Origin of the sequence: Chryseobacterium tagetis (genome assembly GCF_016735585.2) — a bacterium.
Taxonomy (GTDB): Bacteria; Bacteroidota; Bacteroidia; order Flavobacteriales; family Weeksellaceae; genus Chryseobacterium; species Chryseobacterium tagetis.
Map to the genome: position 1 here is coordinate 332,998 of NZ_JAERSE020000002.1, position 18,956 is coordinate 351,953.

Below are 18,956 nucleotides of genomic sequence, written 5' to 3' on the forward strand. Positions count from 1 at the left end.
ATTTTGCTATCCAATTTTTTCATTGAATGAACAAGTATCAAAAAATTTTAAAATTCGCAAGACCGCACCAGAAATACATTTATGGAAGTTTATTTTTCAATCTTCTGTATTCTGTGTTTCAAATTGCTTCTTTAGGAACAATTTTACCGGTTTTGGGAATGCTTTTCGGCACCATTGAGGCCAAAAAATACAGTCACGCACCTGTTTATTCGGGAAAAATTTTAGACTTTTTCTCTTACACAAAAGAATATGCCAATTATTATGTTCAGAGTTTGGTTACAGACTACGGAGCGCTTAAGGTATTGGCCTGGTTGTGTATCATCACTGCTTTTATGTTTTTACTGAGAAACCTTTTCAGATATTTGGGATCATTTTTATTGATCAATTATCGTGTAGGTGTTACAAAAGACCTTCGTGGAGCCATGTACAGAAAGATTCTTTCTTTGCCTGTTTCTTTTTTCACAGAAAGCAGAAAGGGAGATTTGATGTCCCGTATGTCAAATGACGTAGGTGAAGTAGAAGGAAATATTTTGGGAAGTTTGGTTGAATTGATCAACGCGCCATTTATGTTAATCAGTACGTTGGTAACCCTTTTCTTCCTGAGTACGGAAATGACGCTTTTTTCACTGTTAGTCTTGCCTGTAATGGGAACTATGATTGCATTGATTGGAAAAAGCTTAAAAAAGGATTCTCATGAAGCTCAAAACGAAATGGGAACTATTTTCTCTATTGTAGATGAAACATTGAAATCCACAAAAGTAATTAAGATCTTCAGTTCTGAAAAAATAATGGATAACCGATTCATGCAGTCTATGCAAAAGTGGATCAACAGTTCTATAAGATTGGGTAGAAAAAAGGAACTTGCATCGCCCATGAGCGAATTTTTAGGTTCAGTGACTTTTTTAATTATTGCTTGGTACGGTGGGAAACAAATTATTGTAGAACAGAGTATTTCTCCTGCAGATTTCCTTGTTTTCTTAGGAATTTTCTTCCAGATCTTACCTCCTGTTAAAAGTCTATCTCAGTCTATTTCCAACGTTCAGAAAGGAGAAGCTTCTCTTGAGAGAGTGTTAGAAATTCTTGATGCAGATGTGAAAATTGACGAGATAGCAGATCCGGTATCTATCACTACTTTAAATAATGCCATTGAGTTTAATAATATCGGTTTCTATTACGATAAAGATCATACGATTCTTAAAAACTTCTCGCTAAGCATTCCAAAAGGAAAAACAGTTGCTCTTGTCGGGCAAAGTGGAAGTGGTAAAACAACGATTGCTAATCTTTTAGCCAGATTTTACGATGTTTCTGAGGGAGAAATCTTAATTGACGGAACCAATATTAAACATTTAAAATTAAAAGAATACCGTAAGTTATTAGGAATGGTGACTCAGGAATCTGTTTTATTCAACGATACGGTTTACAATAACATTTTGATGGGTAAACCTGACGCAACAAGAGAAGAGGTAATTGCAGCCGCGAAAATTGCTAATGCAGACTCATTTATTACCAATCTTCCTGAAGGATATGATTCAAATATCGGAGATGATGGCGGAAAACTTTCCGGAGGCCAGAAACAAAGGGTTTCTATAGCAAGAGCGGTATTGAAAAATCCACCGATCATGATTTTGGACGAAGCCACTTCTGCCTTAGATACAGAATCCGAAAGATTCGTTCAGGATGCACTGGAAAAAATGATGGAAAACAGGACGTCTTTAGTAATCGCTCACCGTCTTTCAACGATTCAGAAAGCAGACTGGATCGTAGTCATGGAAAAAGGAGATATTATGGAACAGGGAACTCACCATGATCTTATTGCTAAAAGAGGCGTTTATCATAAATTGGTTGAGCTTCAGAATTTTGATTAAATCTTTTTAAATTAAATTTTTAAAATGAACCCTATACAAGAGTACTTCTACAGAATCGATGAGCCTGAAAGAAGTACTCTTCTTTTTTTGCGCAAAAAGATTCTGGAATCCGACACAGAAAATATTACAGAGACTTTGAGTTTTGGATTGCCGTTTTTTAAGTATAAAAAGAAAATGCTGTGTTATTTGTATTACAGCAAAAAGCATAAGCAGCATTATATAAGTTTCTATCACGGCGACAGATTAGATCAACCCGAATTGCTTCAGGAAGGCAGAAAGAAGTTTAAAATCCTTTTAATTGACATGGATGAGGATTTACCTTTAGATTTCATTTTGAGTCTGATTAAAGAAGTAAAACAGTATATCAAATAAAATAAGAGAAGCCAAAATGACTTCTCTTATTTATTTTTATAGACGTTGGATTATTTCTTAATGATCTTATGTTTAAATTGAGTTCCTCCCTCCAACGTAATATCCAGCAAATAGGTACCGGTCGGATACTGAGTAAGATCAACCCGAGAATCTTTTATCTCATTCAATTTTCTTCCGTCTAAAGAATAGACAAGAATGTTTTTCACCTTTTTATCCGATCTTATGTTTACAAAATCTGTAGTAGGATTAGGATAAATTGACACATCTATGGTAGAAACATCTTTTACAGACAAAAGCTGATTACTGCTTTGCATATAAACGGAAAGAACCACTCTTCCATCCTGACCGTAAAAAACAGCACTTGGAACTTCGTATTTCAGCACATGATTTCCCGCAGTAAGCGTTGTTGATGTAAAGCTTCTGATAGGTACAGAATCACCGGGACACCAGTTATTCCAAGAAGTCCACCAAGCGGTAGTTTTTACGGATGTTCCATATATTCCGTTTCCTTGTGTATTGTACATTCTGTAGGGTTCACACGATTTTCCACCCGGAGTAAAGGTTAAAACCTGGGCATTATCTAATGAAACCAGATTTTCCCTTCTTACATATTCCTCTCCATTGGTATTGGCTCCATGCGGCGTGGAAATAATGAAAAACTTAGCATTATCCGTACTTTGATTGATATTAAAATTAACCAGTCTAACTGTTTCCCCGGCTTGATCCGTATTATTATAATTATTCAGTTCATTAGAGTCTAATAACGGAAGCAGATTATTATACGAAGTAGTAACTGAAGGATCATTGTACGTGACAAAATTCAGCGTTCCTTCAAAAACATCATTTCTTCCCGAGCACCCTACAACCTGTGTATTTGCAGCATAAGGAACCCCGAAAACATCCAGCTCTACATAAATATCATACGTATTTCGTAAAGCTACATTACTGAAAACAGTATATAGATTATCTACTTCATAAGTATAAGGAACTGTGGTTGGAGAAATATTTTTATTCATGAAAGGAGTAATATATCTTCCTATTTCAAATCTTTTCACTCCTGTATCACTTAATGTATAGGTTGTCTGGTTTTTAGGAACTAAAGCAATATGTACCCCTCCGATACGGTCATAATTGTCACAAAGAGCTCCGATATTTACATTCATCTGAATTTTATTCTGAAAAGAATTCAGTTCAGCATCACTCAGTTTTTTGGCATATCTGTAATTCGCCAATCGAATGGTATTCGCAGGAACTGCATTGGAAACATTTGCTGCATATCCGTCGTAAAAAACAATCTGTGAAAATACATTGATCGTAGTTTGAGCCTCCATTTTAAAAAATCCGGCAAAGAGGAGTAAGGGAAGTAGAATTTTTTTCATTTTAAAAGTTTAAATTTATGATTTCGCATCAAAAATACAATTTAAAACAAAAATAAGCAAGATTAAACATTTAAATAAAATCAAAAAACTAATAAATAAAAAATATAATTCAAATTTCAGCAAAAACAAAATGTGTTTAAATCAAAAGACCGCTTCTTTCGAAACGGTCTTTTACTATTTTGATAAGATCTTAATCTTTCAATTTTGCGATCACATCCAAACCTCCTTTGGTAATATCACCAATTTTACAGATGATTTCAGTATCTAATGGCAAGAAAACGTCCATTCTTGACCCGAACTTAATAAATCCGAACTCATGTCCCGCTTTTGCAGCATCGCCTTCATTACAGTAGAAAACAATCCTTCTTGCTACATATCCTGCAATTTGTCTGAAAACAACTTTATGGTTGGTTAAAGTTTCTACAGCAACCGTTGTTCTTTCGTTTTCTGTAGAAGATTTTTCATGCCAGGCTACCAAATATTTTCCCGGATGATATTTCTTGTAAATCACATTTCCGGATACCGGATATCTACAAATATGAACATTTAAAGGAGACATAAAGATAGAAACCTGAATTGCCTTTCCTTTGATAAATTCATCTTCTTCAACTTCTTTTATCATTACCACTTTTCCGTCAACCGGTGCTATCACATTTTCTTTATGTTCTAAAATGTTACGATCCGGAACTCGGAAGAACCAAAATACCAAACTGTATATTACCAATAAAGGCAAAATAATAATTAACGACCAAATTTTAAGGAAGTAAATAGCCAATGCGCCAAGGATGACGAACAATATCGTAGCTACTGTAATTGTTCCTTTCGATTCTTTGTGTAATTTCATGAGATTATATAAATTTTGCTAAAATAAAGTACAAATATACGACAGGAACGCAGATTAAAAAACTATCCAGTCTATCTAATACTCCACCATGCCCCGGAATGATATTACCACTGTCTTTTACACCGAAATTTCTCTTCAGTTGACTTTCCACCAAATCTCCTAACGGAGCAAATGCAGCCACTAAGAAGCCAACAACCATCCAGTTCCCTCTAAGGTCTGGGTGATACTGCTCTATAAAGTAAGATAAAACCAATGTAAGTACTACTCCACCAATATAACCTTCCCATGTTTTTTTAGGAGAGATTTTAGGAGCCATTTTATGTTTTCCAAAAAACTTACCTGTTAGATAAGCAAAAGTATCGCTGCTCCATATCAAAATAAAGAGAAATAATACTTCTAAAGAAAACGTATCGTCGTATGAGGTAAATTTCGGAAGTCCTAAGGCAAATGAGAACGGAAGTGCTACATAGATCACCGTAAAAATCAGCTTTCCGCTGTCATAGTATAATTCGCTTGAAAACTTAAATAAGGTAACTACCGCGATTAAAATTAAAACAATCGCCAATATTTCGCCCAGTCTGAAATCAAAAAAGAATCCGTAATTAAAATATCGTTTAGAGAACAGATAAAATATGAAAGCAATAAGGGGCAGCACGACCCACTTTTCATACCCATCACCAAACTGCATAATTTTCACACATTCCCAAGTCCCTACAAGCATTAAAAAGGTAATCAGTCCGTAATAAAGATATTGCTGCTTAACCAAGTCCGGAGAAATAGAGTTAATTAGTTTTGCTCCAAGTGGAGTTACACATAAAACAATAATTGCAACATATACAATTCCGGAAAGGGTTCGTTGAATAAGGTTTTTGTCCAAAATTTAAAATTTAGAAAGTTGATGCTTAATCTTCAAGCAATAATAAAAACAACTTTGTATTTGAATTAGAAACAGTATCTAATTTCGATTGATTACCACTGATAGAAGTAAGATTTTTGATGTTCCCATTCCTTTTGATTTTTCCCATCGCATCATTCAGATTATTTACAATCTGCGAAACATTTGCCATGATAATAATTTTGCCTGGAAGTCTTGAAGAATGGTAGTGAAGAATATTATTATGAGACAGCATTATTCTGCCGTCGTAAGCGATAAGATATTCGCAGGTAATGAAAGCAGAGTCATTAGAATGTTCCATATCTGATGTATAAGGAACTTTCACTACGTTTAAAAAATTCTGAAGTTCTTTATCCCAACAAAAAAGATTGTTAATCCCTTCTATTTTAATGATTTGATTTAAAGTCTGTAACGCTTCTCCTTCATCTGCACAGTAATTAAAAAAACCTCCCGAATGCGTAAACAATTGGGCAAACTTATAGTCGAGATCCGCATTTTTCAACGAATCTCCTAGTTTCTCCAGGCTCTGATTATCCTCTTCCTCAGGCTGGTTGGTTAGTTTGCTTACAATCTTCTTGAATAAATTCAACTCAATCTATTTTTAGTCAACTTTATACAAAAATAGAAAATAAATTACAATAGATTCTAAAAATCTGGTTATAAATATGAAAAAACCTGACAATTTGAAATTGTCAGGTTTTTAAAGTTTCTATTTTTTTAACTTTTACAGTTGAGAAGAACTTTCAGGAGCCTGAATTTCGCTTTCCTCTTCTCTTTCTTTAGTTTCTGTTTCTGCTGAATTTTCTTTCCCATCAGGAATCGTATTCGTCACAGGTCTTTCCGTCAATTCCGGATCCCAAGCTCTTTTTCCGAATACTTCTTCCAAATCTTCACGGAAGATCACTTCTTTTTCTAACAGTTTATTTGCTAAAGCATCTAATTTGTCTTTATTTTCAGTCAAAATCTGAATCGCTCTGTCGTACTGATTTTCAATAATTCCTTTGATCTCAATATCGATTTTCTTCGCTGTTTCTTCAGAATAAGGTTTCCCGAATGAATATTCAGACTGACCTGAACTGTCATAGTAAGAAATATTACCAATATTTGGACTCAAACCATAGATCGTAACCATTGCCTGAGCTCTCTTCGTAACACTTTCCAAGTCAGAAAGCGCTCCTGTAGAAATATTGTTAAAAATCACTTGCTCTGCAGCTCTACCTCCCAATGTTGCACACATTTCATCCAACATTTGTTCCGTAGTGGTCAACTGTCTTTCTTCCGGTAGATACCAAGCTGCTCCTAATGAACGTCCTCTTGGTACAATTGTAACTTTCAATAATGGTGAAGCGTGCTCAACCAACCAAGAAATTGTAGCGTGACCAGCTTCGTGATAAGCCACTCTTCTTTTTTCCGATGGTTTAATTGCTTTATTTTTCTTTTCAAGACCACCAATAATTCTGTCTACTGCATCAAGGAAATCCTGTTTGCTTACTGAATTATGGTTATTTCTAGCAGCAATTAGTGCAGCCTCATTACAAACATTTGCAATATCAGCACCACTGAATCCCGGAGTCTGTTTCGCCAAGAATTCTCTGTCTACATTATCATCAAGTTTGATTTTCTTTAAATGAACATCAAAAATCTGTCTTCTTTCGTGTAATTCAGGAAGGTCTACATAAATTGAACGGTCAAAACGACCCGCTCTCATTAAGGCTTTATCCAAAATATCCGCTCTGTTGGTTGCAGCCATTACGATAACGTTCGTATCAGTTCCGAAACCATCCATTTCAGTTAGCAACTGGTTTAAAGTATTTTCTCTTTCATCGTTTCCTCCAGAGAAATTATTTTTTCCTCTTGCACGTCCGATAGCATCTATCTCATCGATGAAGATAATTGCCGGAGATTTTGCTTTAGCCTGAGCAAATAAGTCTCTTACTCTGGAAGCACCTACTCCTACGAACATCTCTACGAAATCTGAACCGGAAAGTGAGAAGAAAGGTACTTTAGCTTCACCAGCAACAGCTTTTGCCAATAAAGTCTTACCCGTTCCCGGAGGACCTACTAAAAGAACTCCTTTAGGAATTTTACCTCCTAATTTTGTGTATTTTTCAGAATTTTTCAAGAAGTCTACGACTTCCTGTACTTCTTCTTTTGCTCCTTCTAATCCTGCAACATCTTTGAATGTTACCTGAATTCTTTCTTTTTCGTCAAAAAGCTTGGCTTTAGATTTCCCGATAGAGAAAATTTGTCCTCCAGGTCCACCACCGCTTCCCATTTTTCTGAAAAGAAAGAAATAGAATATTCCTAAAATAGTAATCCAGATCAAAGCCTGAACAAGAATTTCCATCATAGGATTTTTCCCTGTTCCGTAATCTTTTGTCGTAGCCAAAGCCGGATTAGCCGTTTTTATTTGTTCAAATTTTTGAAGAAAAAGCTGAAGATCTCCGTATTTAACAGTGAAATCTGCTTTTGGAGCTACTGAAAATGCTGCAAGGGGATCGTTTTCTTTTGCTTTATCCACCATTGCTGTTTTAGCAGCCTTTGTAAGGAATACATCCGCTTTCTCAGTATCTTTATAAATTATAATGTTCTGAACTTTTCCCGCCTGCATTTCTCTGAAGAAACCATCTTCATCAATAGATTTTGCACCATCACCTCCTAAAAAATTGGAGCCAACAAATAGCAAAAGAGCAACGATTATTATTGGAAAAAACCAGTTAAATCCCTTATTGTTCATTTATACTTTTTAAAATTTAAAATTCATTCTCAATTTTTGTGATTTTGGCATCTCCCCAAAGTTCCTCGATATCATAATATTCACGAGTTTCTTTTTGGAAAATATGCACTACCACCGTCACGTAATCTACCAAAACCCACATTGAGTTTTCAGTACCCTCTACATGCCAAGGTCTGTCTTTAAGATCGTTTCTTACTTTCTTCTCTACACTTCCTGCTAAAGCAGATACTTGTGTATTTGAGTTTCCACTACAAATTATAAAAGTTTCTGCTACTGAGTTTTCAATGTTAGAAAGATCAAAAATCATTACATCTTCCCCTTTTACATCTTGGATAGCCTCTACAATTTTATCTATTAGTGCTTGTTTTTCTGCTGTGTTATTCATTAAAAAATACTATAATCTGCAAATTTATTGTTTTTCTTTTACTTTAGCCTTACTTTTACCCCCTTAATGTCTTAAAGTTTTCTTAAATGAGCCAACTATTCTACCTAAAGGAATGCTCTTCTACTAATGACGAAATATCAAAGTTTTTACTTTATGATGATTCGGATTTTATTTCTCTTCATACTTTTAACCAAACTCAAGGTCGCGGACAGTACGGAAATACCTGGACTGCTACTGCAGGAAAAAATCTGGCATACACATTAGCGATAAGAACCCAAAACATTTTGGTTTCAGATTTTATGTTCAATTATTATACCGCAGTTATTATAAGAGATTTCCTTGCCAATCTGACTGAAAATAAGGTAGAAATAAAATGGCCAAACGATATCATCCTTAAAAATAAAAAAATCGTTGGAATTTTAATCGAAAAGAAAAAAATAAATCAAAATAATTATTTTATCATTGGAGCAGGCTTCAATATTTTACAGGAGAGTTTTGATGAAATATCCAATGCAGGTTCTCTATTAACACAAACCGGAAAGTATTTTGACATCAATGAATTCACTATACATTTACATGATTTTCTTGTAGAAAAATTACAAAATATTCCTTCTGAAGAGGAAATCTCAACCCTATTCAACAACCATTTATTTCGAAAAGATGCAATTTCGGTTTTTGAACTTGATAAAAAGAGACAAAATGGCATCATAAAACGAGCCGACGAGAACGGTAAACTTTGGATCGAGCTTGATGAAAACGGATTACAATCGTTCTATCATAAAGAAATAAAGCTTCTTTACTGATTAGCTCTTTTCAGGTATAAATACGCTGCAAGAGGGAAAAACACAATATTCGGGAACCACATTGCTAAAGCCGGTGACATGCTTTTATTTTCGGACACAACTTTAAGTGCCTCAAAAGAGAACACAAAAACAAAGGCCAAAGAAATTCCCACAGCAAGGTTAATTCCCAACCCTCCTCTTTTTTTCTGAGATGATAATGAAAGGGCTAAAAACGTAAGAATAATAATAGAAACAGGCATTGACGTCCTCTGATAAAGCTCATTTAAATGGGTATTTAAATTACTGTTTCCTTTTTCTTTTTCTCTGGCTATGAATTTCATAAGTTCAGGAGTTGTTTTATTCTGCCCCAAAAGTTCATTCGGGAAGAGTTCTTCAGGGTTGTGTCCATAGCTTTTTCTTAATTCAACACCATTTCCAAGCTTGGCAGAATTGTCTTTATTGATTGTTTTTTCAAGATAGTTATTTAAGACAAACTGTTTTTTATCTTTATCCCAATATACATCTGAAGCTTTTAATTCGTAGATCATTTTTCTATCCTTATCGAATTTTTGAAAAATAAATCCTGAACCTCTCTGCTCTCTTTTATTCCACGAATTCACAAATATATATTCTGTACGACTTAATTGTGCTGAAGCAGGAGCAGTTCCCAATACTTTTTCTTTGTTTCGGGCATTATAGGTATAGGCTTCAAGCTCATTTTTTTTAATATTTGCCCAAGGCAGCACGAAATGATTAATCACAAGGGAAATCCCGGCAATGAGAACTGATGTCAATAAGTAAGGCCTCGCAAAACGGTGAAAGCTCGCTCCACTACTTATCACAGCAACAATTTCCGTATTGTTTGCTATTCTTGAGGTAAAGTAAATCACCGAAATAAAAACCAGAATAGACAAAAAGGTCATCACCAGATTAATGATCCAAAATGGATAGAAATGGGTCAAAAAGTAGGTAACATTCAGTTTAGGATCAAGTTCTGTTGCGCTTTGTATCCTTGGTATTTTTGACTGAACATCGATTACCAGTACAACTATAGACAACAATATCAGCATGAAACTGAATGTCCCAAGATATTTCTTGATAATATATTTATCTATAATTGTAATCATCTCTTTTTTATAATCTTTGTCTAAGAACCGGAACTACAGATTTTTTCCATTCATAGAAATCTCCTGCAATAATGTGTTCTCTTGCTACTTTTACCAAATCTAAATAAAACGCTAAGTTATGAATTGAAGCAATCTGTTTCGCCAAATATTCTTTGGAAACAAATAAATGTCTCACATATGATTTTGAATATTCTCTGTCTACGAAACTTGTTCCGAACTCATCTAAGGGAGAAAAGTCTTTTTTCCACTTTTCATTCTTCATATTCATTACTCCTTTCCATGTGAAAAGCATAGCATTTCTTGCATTTCTGGTAGGCATTACGCAATCCATCATATCAATTCCCAAGCCAATAGATTCCAGAATATTCCAAGGAGTTCCCACTCCCATCAAATATCTAGGTTTTTCTTTTGGTAAAATATCGGTAACCTCATCGGTAATTCTGTACATTTCTTCTTCAGGTTCTCCTACAGAAAGTCCTCCGATGGCATTTCCTTCTGCTCCGGCTTCAGAAATAACCTCAGCAGAGATTTTTCTTAAATCTGAATAGGTAGAACCCTGAACAATTGGAAAAAGTCTTTGTTTATGACCATACAATTCAGGATTATTTTCCGTCCACTCAATACATCTTTTTAACCAACGATGCGTAAGCTCCATTGATGTTTTTGCCTGATTGTATTCGCAAGGATAGGGTGTACATTCGTCAAAAGCCATGAAAATATCTGCTCCTATCTGTCTTTGGATTTCCATTGATTTTTCTGGAGAGAACATATGATAGCTTCCGTCGATGTGAGATTTGAATCTCGCCCCTTCTTCCGTCATTTTTCTGCTGCTTGCCAATGAAAACACCTGAAAACCTCCTGAGTCTGTAAGAATAGGAAGATCCCAGTTCATGAATTTGTGCAGACCTCCTGCTTCCTGCATGGTTTCCATTCCCGGACGCAGGTATAAATGGTAGGTGTTTCCCAAAATAATCTGGGCTTTTATATCTTCTTTTAATTCTCTTTGGTGAACTGTTTTTACACTCGCAACAGTTCCAACAGGCATGAAAATAGGTGTCTGAATTGTACCGTGATCTGTGGTAATTTCACCTGCTCTAGCCTTCCCCTCCGAGGTTTTTTCTATATTAAAAAACTTTTGCATCTTTAAATTATCTTGATAAAGTCGGAACATTTTGAGGCGTTCCGGTTTTCTTCAATTTATCTTTTATGTATTTGTCTGCCTTCGGATCTTTTTCCAATAAGATTTTCTGAGCATCTTCAGTAATTCCCTGCATCTTCTGTTTCACCACATAATACTTGAAACTTTCTACAAAATCTTCTGATTTTACATTGTGAGTTTTAAGAACATATCTTGTTCCCGCTTCCAGATTGGTATTCGGATACATATAAGTCGCCTGATCATTAATCGCTAAATCCGCGATAATTTCTGCCATCTGATCTTTTGGAAGAAGATTTTTAGGCTTATCAATATAATCCTGACATGAAAAAAGCCCCAATAAAATAAAAATGAAGATTATTTTTTTCATAGCCTGCCGATGATTGATTTCCATTTTAAATTTAAAACACCAAAAACCGCTTCATGAATAATTCCTCCGTTCATTTTACTTTCTCCCAAAATTCTGTTGGTAAAAATAATAGGTACTTCTACAATTTTGAATCCTTTTTTGAAAGTTCGGAATTTCATTTCAATCTGAAATCCGTATCCTTTTAATTTTACATTATCCAGTCCTATTTCTTCCAGTACTTTTCTTGAAAAACAAACAAATCCTGCTGTTGTATCGTGAATGGAAAGCCCCAGTACAAATCTCACATATTTTGAAGCGAAATAAGAAAGTAATACTCTTCCCATTGGCCAGTTCACCACATTTACCCCTTTAGAATATCTGGAACCGATGGCCATATCTGCATTTAGACAGGCTTCAAAAAGTTTTGGTAAGTCATTGGGATTGTGAGAAAAATCAGCATCCATTTCGAAAATATAGTCATAATTATTTTCTATAGCCCATTTAAATCCGTGAATATAAGCTTTCCCTAAACCGTCTTTTACCTTTCTGATCGACAGGTGAAGATGGTGTGGAAACCTTTTTTGTAAGTCTTTTACAATTTCTGCCGTTCCATCAGGAGATGAATCATCCACAACCAAAATATGAAAGTCATCTTCCAATGCAAAAACCGCGGAAATAATATTTTCAATATTTTCCTTTTCGTTATAAGTTGGAATTATGACCAGTTTTTTCATTTCAGTTTGCAAAGATAGTTTATTTAACCTTTTTATTTTATACAAAATAATCTATAATTTTGCAAAAAACATTCCGTTGTTATTATCACAAAATTTCATAAACCATGTAAGAATACCTGAAAACAATGATTGGGTAATTTTTATATTGATAGGCTGCATCTTTTTATTTATTTTTATGATGAATATCATAGAGAGGGACGCTAATCTAAAGGATTTCCTGCTTCAAAAATATTTTGATGCAAGTAACAATTTACCCAGCTGGATTATTACTTCATGTGTGACCGCTCTTACCTTGTCTGTTTTAGCATCTCAATATATTCCTGTTATTCCAAAGTTTGTGGCAGATCTTCAGATTTTAGGATATCAGCTCAATAAATTCGGTTTCACTTTTATTACCATCATCCTTTTTTATGCCACAAAATCTATTTTAGGCTTTTTATTTTACCAAAGTATCGGCGATGGAAAAAAATGGTCGGTTTTCTATTTTACCGCCACAAAATTTTACTTTGTTTTATCATTTTTACTTATAATTCTCTGTGTCACCCACTATTATTTCCCGATAGACAGAAATAAATCTTTTTTATATTATTTATACTTCTTTTGTTTTGTATTTATTTTTAAGGTTTTTTTCTATTTATTTCACAGAAACAACGTTTTGCCAGAAAAATGGTATTATAAATTTTTGTATATTTGCACCCTCCAAATCGCACCAATATTATTGCTTTGGAAGGTATTATTTTTATAAAACAGTCAATGATGAGAATAAAGTCTATATTGGTTTCACAACCTGCGCCTAGTGAATCTTCTCCATACCTGGATATCGCGAAGAAGGAAAAAATAAAAATAGATTTCCGCCCTTTCATCCACGTTGAAGGAGTTGACAACAAAGAACTAAGAACACAGAAGATAGATCTAACGCAATATACTGGTATTATTTTTACCAGTAAGAATGCGATAGACCACTATTTCAGACTTGCTGAAGAGCTTCGTTTTTCGGTACCGGATACAATGAGATATATCTGCCAGTCTGAAGCGATTGCCAACTATCTTCAAAAACATATTGTTTATAGAAAAAGAAAAATCAGCTTCGGGGAGAAAAACTTCTCGGATCTTGCTCCTCTTTTCAAAAAATTTCCTTCAGAAAAATATTTGTTACCATCTTCGGATGTGTTGAGTCCGGATATTGTAAAGACATTAGATACAGCAAATATAGACTGGACAAGAGCAATCATGTACAGAACGGTTTGCAGTGATCTTACAGATATCAACATTAAGGATTATGAAATGTTGATCTTCTTTAGCCCACAAGGAATCAAATCTTTACAACAGAACTTCCCGGATTTTAAACAAGATGAAACCAAAATCGGGGTATTTGGAAATACAACATTAGCAGCAGCAGAAGAAGCAGGATTGAAAGTAGATCTAATGGCTCCTACTAAAGAAACTCCTTCCATGACTATGGCATTGGAAAAATATATTAAAGCTCTTCACAAGTAGTTTTTAATATCGAAAATAATCGGCCGTCTTTTCATAAAAGGAAAGATGGCTTTTTTTTAATTACATTTGAACAAGAATTAACATTAATGGAAGCTCCACAGGCAAAAAAAATAGAAAAAACACTCGAAATACACGGAGATAAAAGGATTGACAACTATTTCTGGCTTAATGAAAGAGAAAATCCCGAGGTCATAAAATATCTGGAAGAAGAAAACGCATATGCAGATTTTATGATGAAAGATACTGAAAAGCTGCAGGAAGATCTTTTTGAAGAAATGAAAGCCCGTTATAAAAAAGATGATGAATCTCTCCCTTATTTTTTCAATGAATATTGGTACATTGTTCGTTATGAAGAAGGAAAAGAATATCCTATTTTTTGCAGAAAATATAAAAGTTTAGACAACGAAGAAGAAATCATTCTTGACGTTAATATTTTAGCAGAAGGTGAAAGCTATTTCGAAGTAGGAAGCGTCGCTGTTTCCCCAAATAACAAGCTTACTTCTTTTTCTACAGATAATGTGAGCCGTAGAATTTATTCGATCAACTTTAAAGATTTAACAACAGGAGAAATTCTTGCTGATAAAATTCCGAATACAACCGGAAAGGCAGTTTGGGCAAATGATAACGAACACGTTTTTTACACCAGAAAAGATGACAGCTTACGTGCATTTCAGGTATACAGACACAAACTAGGAACTGACACTTCAGAGGACGTATTGATCTTCCATGAAAAGGATGATACTTTTGATGTCAATGTTTTTAAAACAAAATCTTTAGAATACATTTTCATCGCAAGTTCAAGTACGATTTCTGATGAGCACAGATTTATTCCGTCTGACAATGTTTTTGCAGACTGGATCATCATTCAACCACGAATTGATGATTTGGAATATTCTGTAGAACACTACGAAGATGAGTTCTATATCATCACCAATGCAGACGATGCGACCAATTTCAAAATTGTAAAAACAAAAATTGATAATTGCGGAATGGAAAACTGGATAGATGTTATTCCTCACCGTGAAAAAGTTTTATTGGAAGGTTTTGAAATCTTTAAAAACTACTTGGTTCTTGAAGAAAGAGAAGAAGGACTATTACAAATAAAGATTATTGACGAAAAAACGCAGGAGTCTCATTATTTACCTTTCTCTGATCCTACTTACACTGCTTATATCGGCATTAATCTGGAATTTGACACAGAAGTTTTACGCTACGGCTATACATCACTTATACAACCTGGTTCCACGTATGAATATAACATGAAAGAAAAAACCACCAAGCTCCTGAAACAACAGGAAGTTTTGGGCGGAAAATTCTTTGCTGAGAATTATATTTCTGAGAGAATCTGGGCAGAATCAAGAGATGGAGAAGCAAAAGTTCCGATTTCTTTGGTTTATCATAAAGACACCAAAAAATCTGCGGATACTCCCCTGCTTTTATACGGTTACGGAAGCTACGGCCATACTGTTGATGCGAGCTTCTCCAATGTAAGATTATCGATTTTGGACAGAGGGTTTATCTATGCAATTGCACACATAAGAGGTGGAGAATATTTAGGAAGAGAATGGTATGAGGACGGAAAAATGCTCTTTAAGAAAAATACATTCTTCGACTTTATTGATGCAGGAAAATTTTTAATTCAAGAAAATTACACCTCATCAAAGCATTTATACGCAATGGGAGGTAGTGCAGGAGGATTATTGGTAGGAGCAGTTGTAAACTATGAGCCCAATTTATTCAACGGAATTGTAGCACAGGTTCCTTTCGTGGATGTAGTTTCGACGATGCTGGATGAAACTATTCCTTTAACAACGGGAGAATACGACGAATGGGGAAATCCTAATGATGAAGAATATTATCATTACATGAAATCCTACTCTCCTTATGACAATGTAGAAGCGAAAGAATATCCAAATATGCTCATCACAACCGGACTGCATGATTCTCAGGTTCAATACTGGGAGCCGGCAAAATGGGCAGCAAAATTAAGAGAATTAAAAACGGATAATAATCTTTTGGTTTTCAAAACCGATATGAGTGCAGGACACGGAGGAGCAAGCGGAAGATTTGAATCATTAAAAGAAGATGCACTGGAATATGCGTTTTTATTAAAATTAGAAGACAAAAAGGATGATTAACGAAGCAGAATACTGGCAAAAAATAGAGCAATTTTTCATTGAAAATTTCGATACTGAAAAAAATGCTCCGATTGAAACCTATTTGTTTTTAATCGGACTTCAGGAATTGGGAAGTGGCCAGCAAAAATATACGAAAGATGATAAGGTAAATTTAATTCATATTGCCGTTTGCAGATTATTGGAACCTTTCGGATATTATAAATTTTCACATTATGACGATGATGGATATCCTCATTTTGCGGAACTGGAACAACTTCCGGAATTAAAACCGAATGAACAGCAGATCCTGATGAAAAAAGCAATTATTCAGTATTTTCAGGATGAAGAATTGTTATAAAACAAAAGCTTGGAAAAATTTCCAAGCTTTTTTATTTTTATAAACATTAAATTTTCAAATTAGACAAGAATATCTTCCAATTGATTGAGTCCTGTTTTAAAGCCTTCTTCAAAACCCATTTCCAGCAACTGCTTTAAAGCTTCCTGTGATTGAAGGTGAATATTGATAGTTACTTTAGTTCCCTCTTCCACTCCTGTAAAGCCAAGCAGCCACTTTGCCTGTGGAAAATCTTCATTTATCTTTCCGTTTTCATCACAAAATGCATCTATGCCGTCAAAGCTTCTATGTTCTGTAATTTCTCCGTATTTCAACAAAGAATAATGCCTTTCTCCTTGTGGACCCACCATTGAATACAGCCAGATTCCATCCTTTTTAAAATCCTGTTCTTTGGTTTCACATTTCCAAGGCTTTGGAGCCCACCACAGATCCAACAATGCGGATTGGGTAAAATAATCCCACACTTTTGATACTTCCGATTTGTAAATTTTCATCACATACACAGAATTTGAATCAAAATCTTCATTAAAAGTGATCATAGATTTCATATGAGTATTTTGGTTGAAACAAAGCTAACTTTTTATTTTCAGGAAGAAACCATTTCTATAAAAATGATTAAATATTTATAAATAAATGTTAAAAAACACTCTTTTAAGAAAAATTATACAATTTTTTGGCTCGTATTTTGTTTATCAAATCTTAAAATGATTAATTTTAACATTCACAATTATAAAAAACTATTAAAATCAAATAATGAATAACAAATTCATCCCAATAATTTCAGTGTTTATGACGATTTCACTGATCGTTTTTGTCACACTCCAATTTTATTGGCTGAAAGGTTATTACGGAGCTTTGGAACAGGAATTCACCAACAAAGTGTATTCCGCTCTGGAAAGTACCTCAAAAACTATTGGCGAAATTGAAGTTGAAAAATATCTGAATGAAGATTTTAAAGATTTCAGAAAAAATATTTTAGCCAACAGTGAGCAACCTTCTTTAACAACGATACAGCAAACAGAAGATTCCGGAACACAAAGACAGATCATCTATTCTAAAAATATTATCGAGAAAACCCAGCTTCCTATTTCCCAAAAAGGCGACTCAATAAAGCTTACCACTTTATATACAGATGAAGCGGCATATAAGCTAAAAAGGGATACTACCAATCGGGAACCTCTTACCGCAGATATCAATCAGGACATTGAAACGGGCGACTATTCTATGAAGGAATACGTCAAAGTATATGGCAACAACCTTCCGATCACCAAAAGAGTCGATCAGAAAATTTTAGATTCTGTTATCACTAAAGAACTTAAAATAAGAGGGATCACTGCTACTTTTGGATATGGTATTACCGACAAAAACAATAAGCTTACCAGTGTTGCCAACAAAATATATAAAGAGAAAAAAGACAATAATTTTTACAACTACCCTCTCTTTACGGATAAAAAAGATCGTACCATCTATGGCTTAACCTTAGTTTTTCCGAAAAAGGAATACTCTTTAGCCATGAACAACTGGCCGATGCTTTTAGGAACTTTTCTTTCATTATTAACGATTTTAGGAATTTATATTATTTCCATTAATTATATGATGAGGCAGAAAAAGATGGCAGAAGTGAAGACGGACTTCATCAACAATATGTCTCATGAGTTTAAAACTCCGCTGGCAACAATTTCTGTAGCGACAGATTCTCTCGCAAATGATAAAATTGCCACCAATCCTGACAAGGTCAAATATTACTCAGAATTAATAAAACAGGAAAATCTGAGGATGAAAAAGCAGGTGGAAAACGTATTGAACATGTCGAAGCTTGAACGTAATGAAGTAAAATTATTCTTAAAGGAAACCAATGTAAGAGAACTGATCAAAAGGACAACTGAGTCTTTTAATCTGATTGTTCAACAGAGAAAAGGAACACTTAATCAGGAATTCAATGCCACTAATTATACTTTTAAAATAGATGAATTCCACATTTCCAATATGCTGGTGAATCTTTTGGACAATGCCAATAAATATTCGCCGGACACACCTGAAATCACGATTAAAACAAGAAATGAAGGTCATTTTTATGTCATAGAAGTTTCAGATAAAGGAATGGGAATGGAAACCCAGAACAAAACGAAAATTTTCGAAAAATTCTTCAGAGAAGAGACCGGAAATATTCATAATGTGAAAGGACAAGGGTTGGGATTGTCTTATGTAAAGAAAATTGTAGAACTACATAAAGGACAGATCATTGTAGACTCTCACAAAGGAAGCGGAAGTATATTCACAATCAAACTTCCAATGAGCTAAAAAATGAAAAGATTTAATAAAATATATTAAACCAAATAAACAAATTATAAGAAGAGAAGAG

The 18,956-nt window shown here is 34.4% G+C and carries 19 protein-coding genes; 8 read left to right on the forward strand and 11 right to left on the reverse strand.

All coding sequences use genetic code 11. The features are described 5' to 3' along the window. Positions 1-26 precede the first annotated feature (26 nt). The gene (locus JI747_RS06850; protein ID WP_225687192.1) at positions 27-1,865 is read left to right on the forward strand and encodes an ABC transporter ATP-binding protein; all 1,839 of its coding nucleotides are present in this window, start codon (positions 27-29) and stop codon (positions 1,863-1,865) included. A gap of 24 nt (positions 1,866-1,889) precedes the next feature. Then, positions 1,890-2,237, forward strand: a complete 348-nt coding sequence (locus tag JI747_RS06855; protein WP_225687193.1) for a DUF1801 domain-containing protein — start codon at positions 1,890-1,892, stop codon at positions 2,235-2,237. 50 nt (positions 2,238-2,287) lie between these two features. Here the strand turns inward: JI747_RS06855 and JI747_RS06860 are convergent, their stop codons facing one another. From JI747_RS06860 to rsfS, 6 genes are all read right to left on the reverse strand, one after another. Continuing rightward, entirely contained in the window at positions 2,288-3,616 is a 1,329-nt protein-coding gene (locus tag JI747_RS06860) for a peptide-N-glycosidase F-related protein (protein WP_225687194.1), read from the reverse strand. Positions 3,617-3,806: 190 nt separating this feature from the next. Beyond that, positions 3,807-4,460 (reverse strand): phosphatidylserine decarboxylase family protein, encoded by a 654-nt coding sequence (locus tag JI747_RS06865; protein WP_225687196.1) that lies wholly within the window; start codon positions 4,458-4,460, stop codon positions 3,807-3,809. Positions 4,461-4,464: 4 nt separating this feature from the next. Beyond that, positions 4,465-5,337, reverse strand: coding sequence for a phosphatidate cytidylyltransferase (locus JI747_RS06870; protein ID WP_225687197.1), 873 nt, complete (start codon positions 5,335-5,337; stop codon positions 4,465-4,467). Between the two features lie 25 nt (positions 5,338-5,362). Next, positions 5,363-5,944, reverse strand: coding sequence for an LUD domain-containing protein (locus JI747_RS06875; RefSeq protein WP_225687198.1), 582 nt, complete (start codon positions 5,942-5,944; stop codon positions 5,363-5,365). A gap of 135 nt (positions 5,945-6,079) precedes the next feature. Then, complete coding sequence (ftsH, locus tag JI747_RS06880; RefSeq protein ID WP_225687199.1) at positions 6,080-8,092, reverse strand: ATP-dependent zinc metalloprotease FtsH; 2,013 nt, start codon at positions 8,090-8,092, stop codon at positions 6,080-6,082. 16 nt (positions 8,093-8,108) lie between these two features. Continuing rightward, on the reverse strand, positions 8,109-8,477 hold the full coding sequence (gene rsfS / locus JI747_RS06885) for a ribosome silencing factor (RefSeq protein WP_225687200.1): 369 nt from the start codon (positions 8,475-8,477) through the stop codon (positions 8,109-8,111). Positions 8,478-8,563: 86 nt separating this feature from the next. Between rsfS and JI747_RS06890 the strand changes: the two genes are divergently transcribed. Next, positions 8,564-9,280 carry a biotin--[acetyl-CoA-carboxylase] ligase gene (locus JI747_RS06890; RefSeq protein WP_225687201.1) on the forward strand — a complete coding sequence of 239 codons (717 nt, stop codon included), beginning with the start codon at positions 8,564-8,566 and terminating at the stop codon, positions 9,278-9,280. Here JI747_RS06890 and JI747_RS06895 read toward each other — a convergent pair. Genes JI747_RS06895 through JI747_RS06910 form a run of 4 tightly spaced genes read right to left on the reverse strand, consistent with a single transcriptional unit; the run spans position 9,274 to position 12,625 of the window. Next, a complete protein-coding gene (locus JI747_RS06895; RefSeq protein WP_225688234.1) occupies positions 9,274-10,383 on the reverse strand; it encodes an LptF/LptG family permease in 1,110 nt (369 codons plus the stop codon). The two genes, JI747_RS06890 and JI747_RS06895, sit on opposite strands and share 7 nt — an antisense overlap. A gap of 10 nt (positions 10,384-10,393) precedes the next feature. After that, positions 10,394-11,527 carry a tRNA guanosine(34) transglycosylase Tgt gene (gene tgt, locus JI747_RS06900; protein WP_225687202.1) on the reverse strand — a complete coding sequence of 378 codons (1,134 nt, stop codon included), beginning with the start codon at positions 11,525-11,527 and terminating at the stop codon, positions 10,394-10,396. Between the two features lie 7 nt (positions 11,528-11,534). Continuing rightward, the gene (locus JI747_RS06905; protein WP_225687203.1) at positions 11,535-11,912 is read right to left on the reverse strand and encodes a DUF4296 domain-containing protein; all 378 of its coding nucleotides are present in this window, start codon (positions 11,910-11,912) and stop codon (positions 11,535-11,537) included. Then, positions 11,909-12,625: a polyprenol monophosphomannose synthase gene (locus tag JI747_RS06910; RefSeq protein ID WP_225687205.1), complete on the reverse strand. Its 717-nt coding sequence runs from the start codon at positions 12,623-12,625 to the stop codon at positions 11,909-11,911. Before JI747_RS06910 ends, JI747_RS06905 begins: the two co-directional genes overlap by 4 nt. Between JI747_RS06910 and JI747_RS06915 the strand changes: the two genes are divergently transcribed. The 4 genes from JI747_RS06915 to JI747_RS06930 all read left to right on the forward strand — a co-directional run bounded on the left by JI747_RS06915 (position 12,609) and on the right by JI747_RS06930 (position 16,597). Continuing rightward, positions 12,609-13,370, forward strand: coding sequence for a DUF4271 domain-containing protein (locus JI747_RS06915; protein WP_225687207.1), 762 nt, complete (start codon positions 12,609-12,611; stop codon positions 13,368-13,370). The genes JI747_RS06910 and JI747_RS06915 overlap by 17 nt on opposite strands. Positions 13,371-13,381: 11 nt before the next feature. Further along, positions 13,382-14,122 (forward strand): uroporphyrinogen-III synthase, encoded by a 741-nt coding sequence (locus JI747_RS06920; RefSeq protein ID WP_225688235.1) that lies wholly within the window; start codon positions 13,382-13,384, stop codon positions 14,120-14,122. A gap of 86 nt (positions 14,123-14,208) precedes the next feature. After that, on the forward strand, positions 14,209-16,260 hold the full coding sequence (locus JI747_RS06925) for a S9 family peptidase (RefSeq protein WP_225687209.1): 2,052 nt from the start codon (positions 14,209-14,211) through the stop codon (positions 16,258-16,260). Beyond that, complete coding sequence (locus JI747_RS06930; protein WP_225687211.1) at positions 16,253-16,597, forward strand: hypothetical protein; 345 nt, start codon at positions 16,253-16,255, stop codon at positions 16,595-16,597. Before JI747_RS06925 ends, JI747_RS06930 begins: the two co-directional genes overlap by 8 nt. Before the next feature lie 59 nt (positions 16,598-16,656). Here the strand turns inward: JI747_RS06930 and JI747_RS06935 are convergent, their stop codons facing one another. Continuing rightward, positions 16,657-17,142, reverse strand: coding sequence for an SRPBCC domain-containing protein (locus JI747_RS06935; RefSeq protein ID WP_225687213.1), 486 nt, complete (start codon positions 17,140-17,142; stop codon positions 16,657-16,659). A gap of 205 nt (positions 17,143-17,347) precedes the next feature. Between JI747_RS06935 and JI747_RS06940 the strand changes: the two genes are divergently transcribed. After that, positions 17,348-18,895 carry a sensor histidine kinase gene (locus tag JI747_RS06940; RefSeq protein WP_225687214.1) on the forward strand — a complete coding sequence of 516 codons (1,548 nt, stop codon included), beginning with the start codon at positions 17,348-17,350 and terminating at the stop codon, positions 18,893-18,895. Positions 18,896-18,956: the final 61 nt, after the last annotated feature.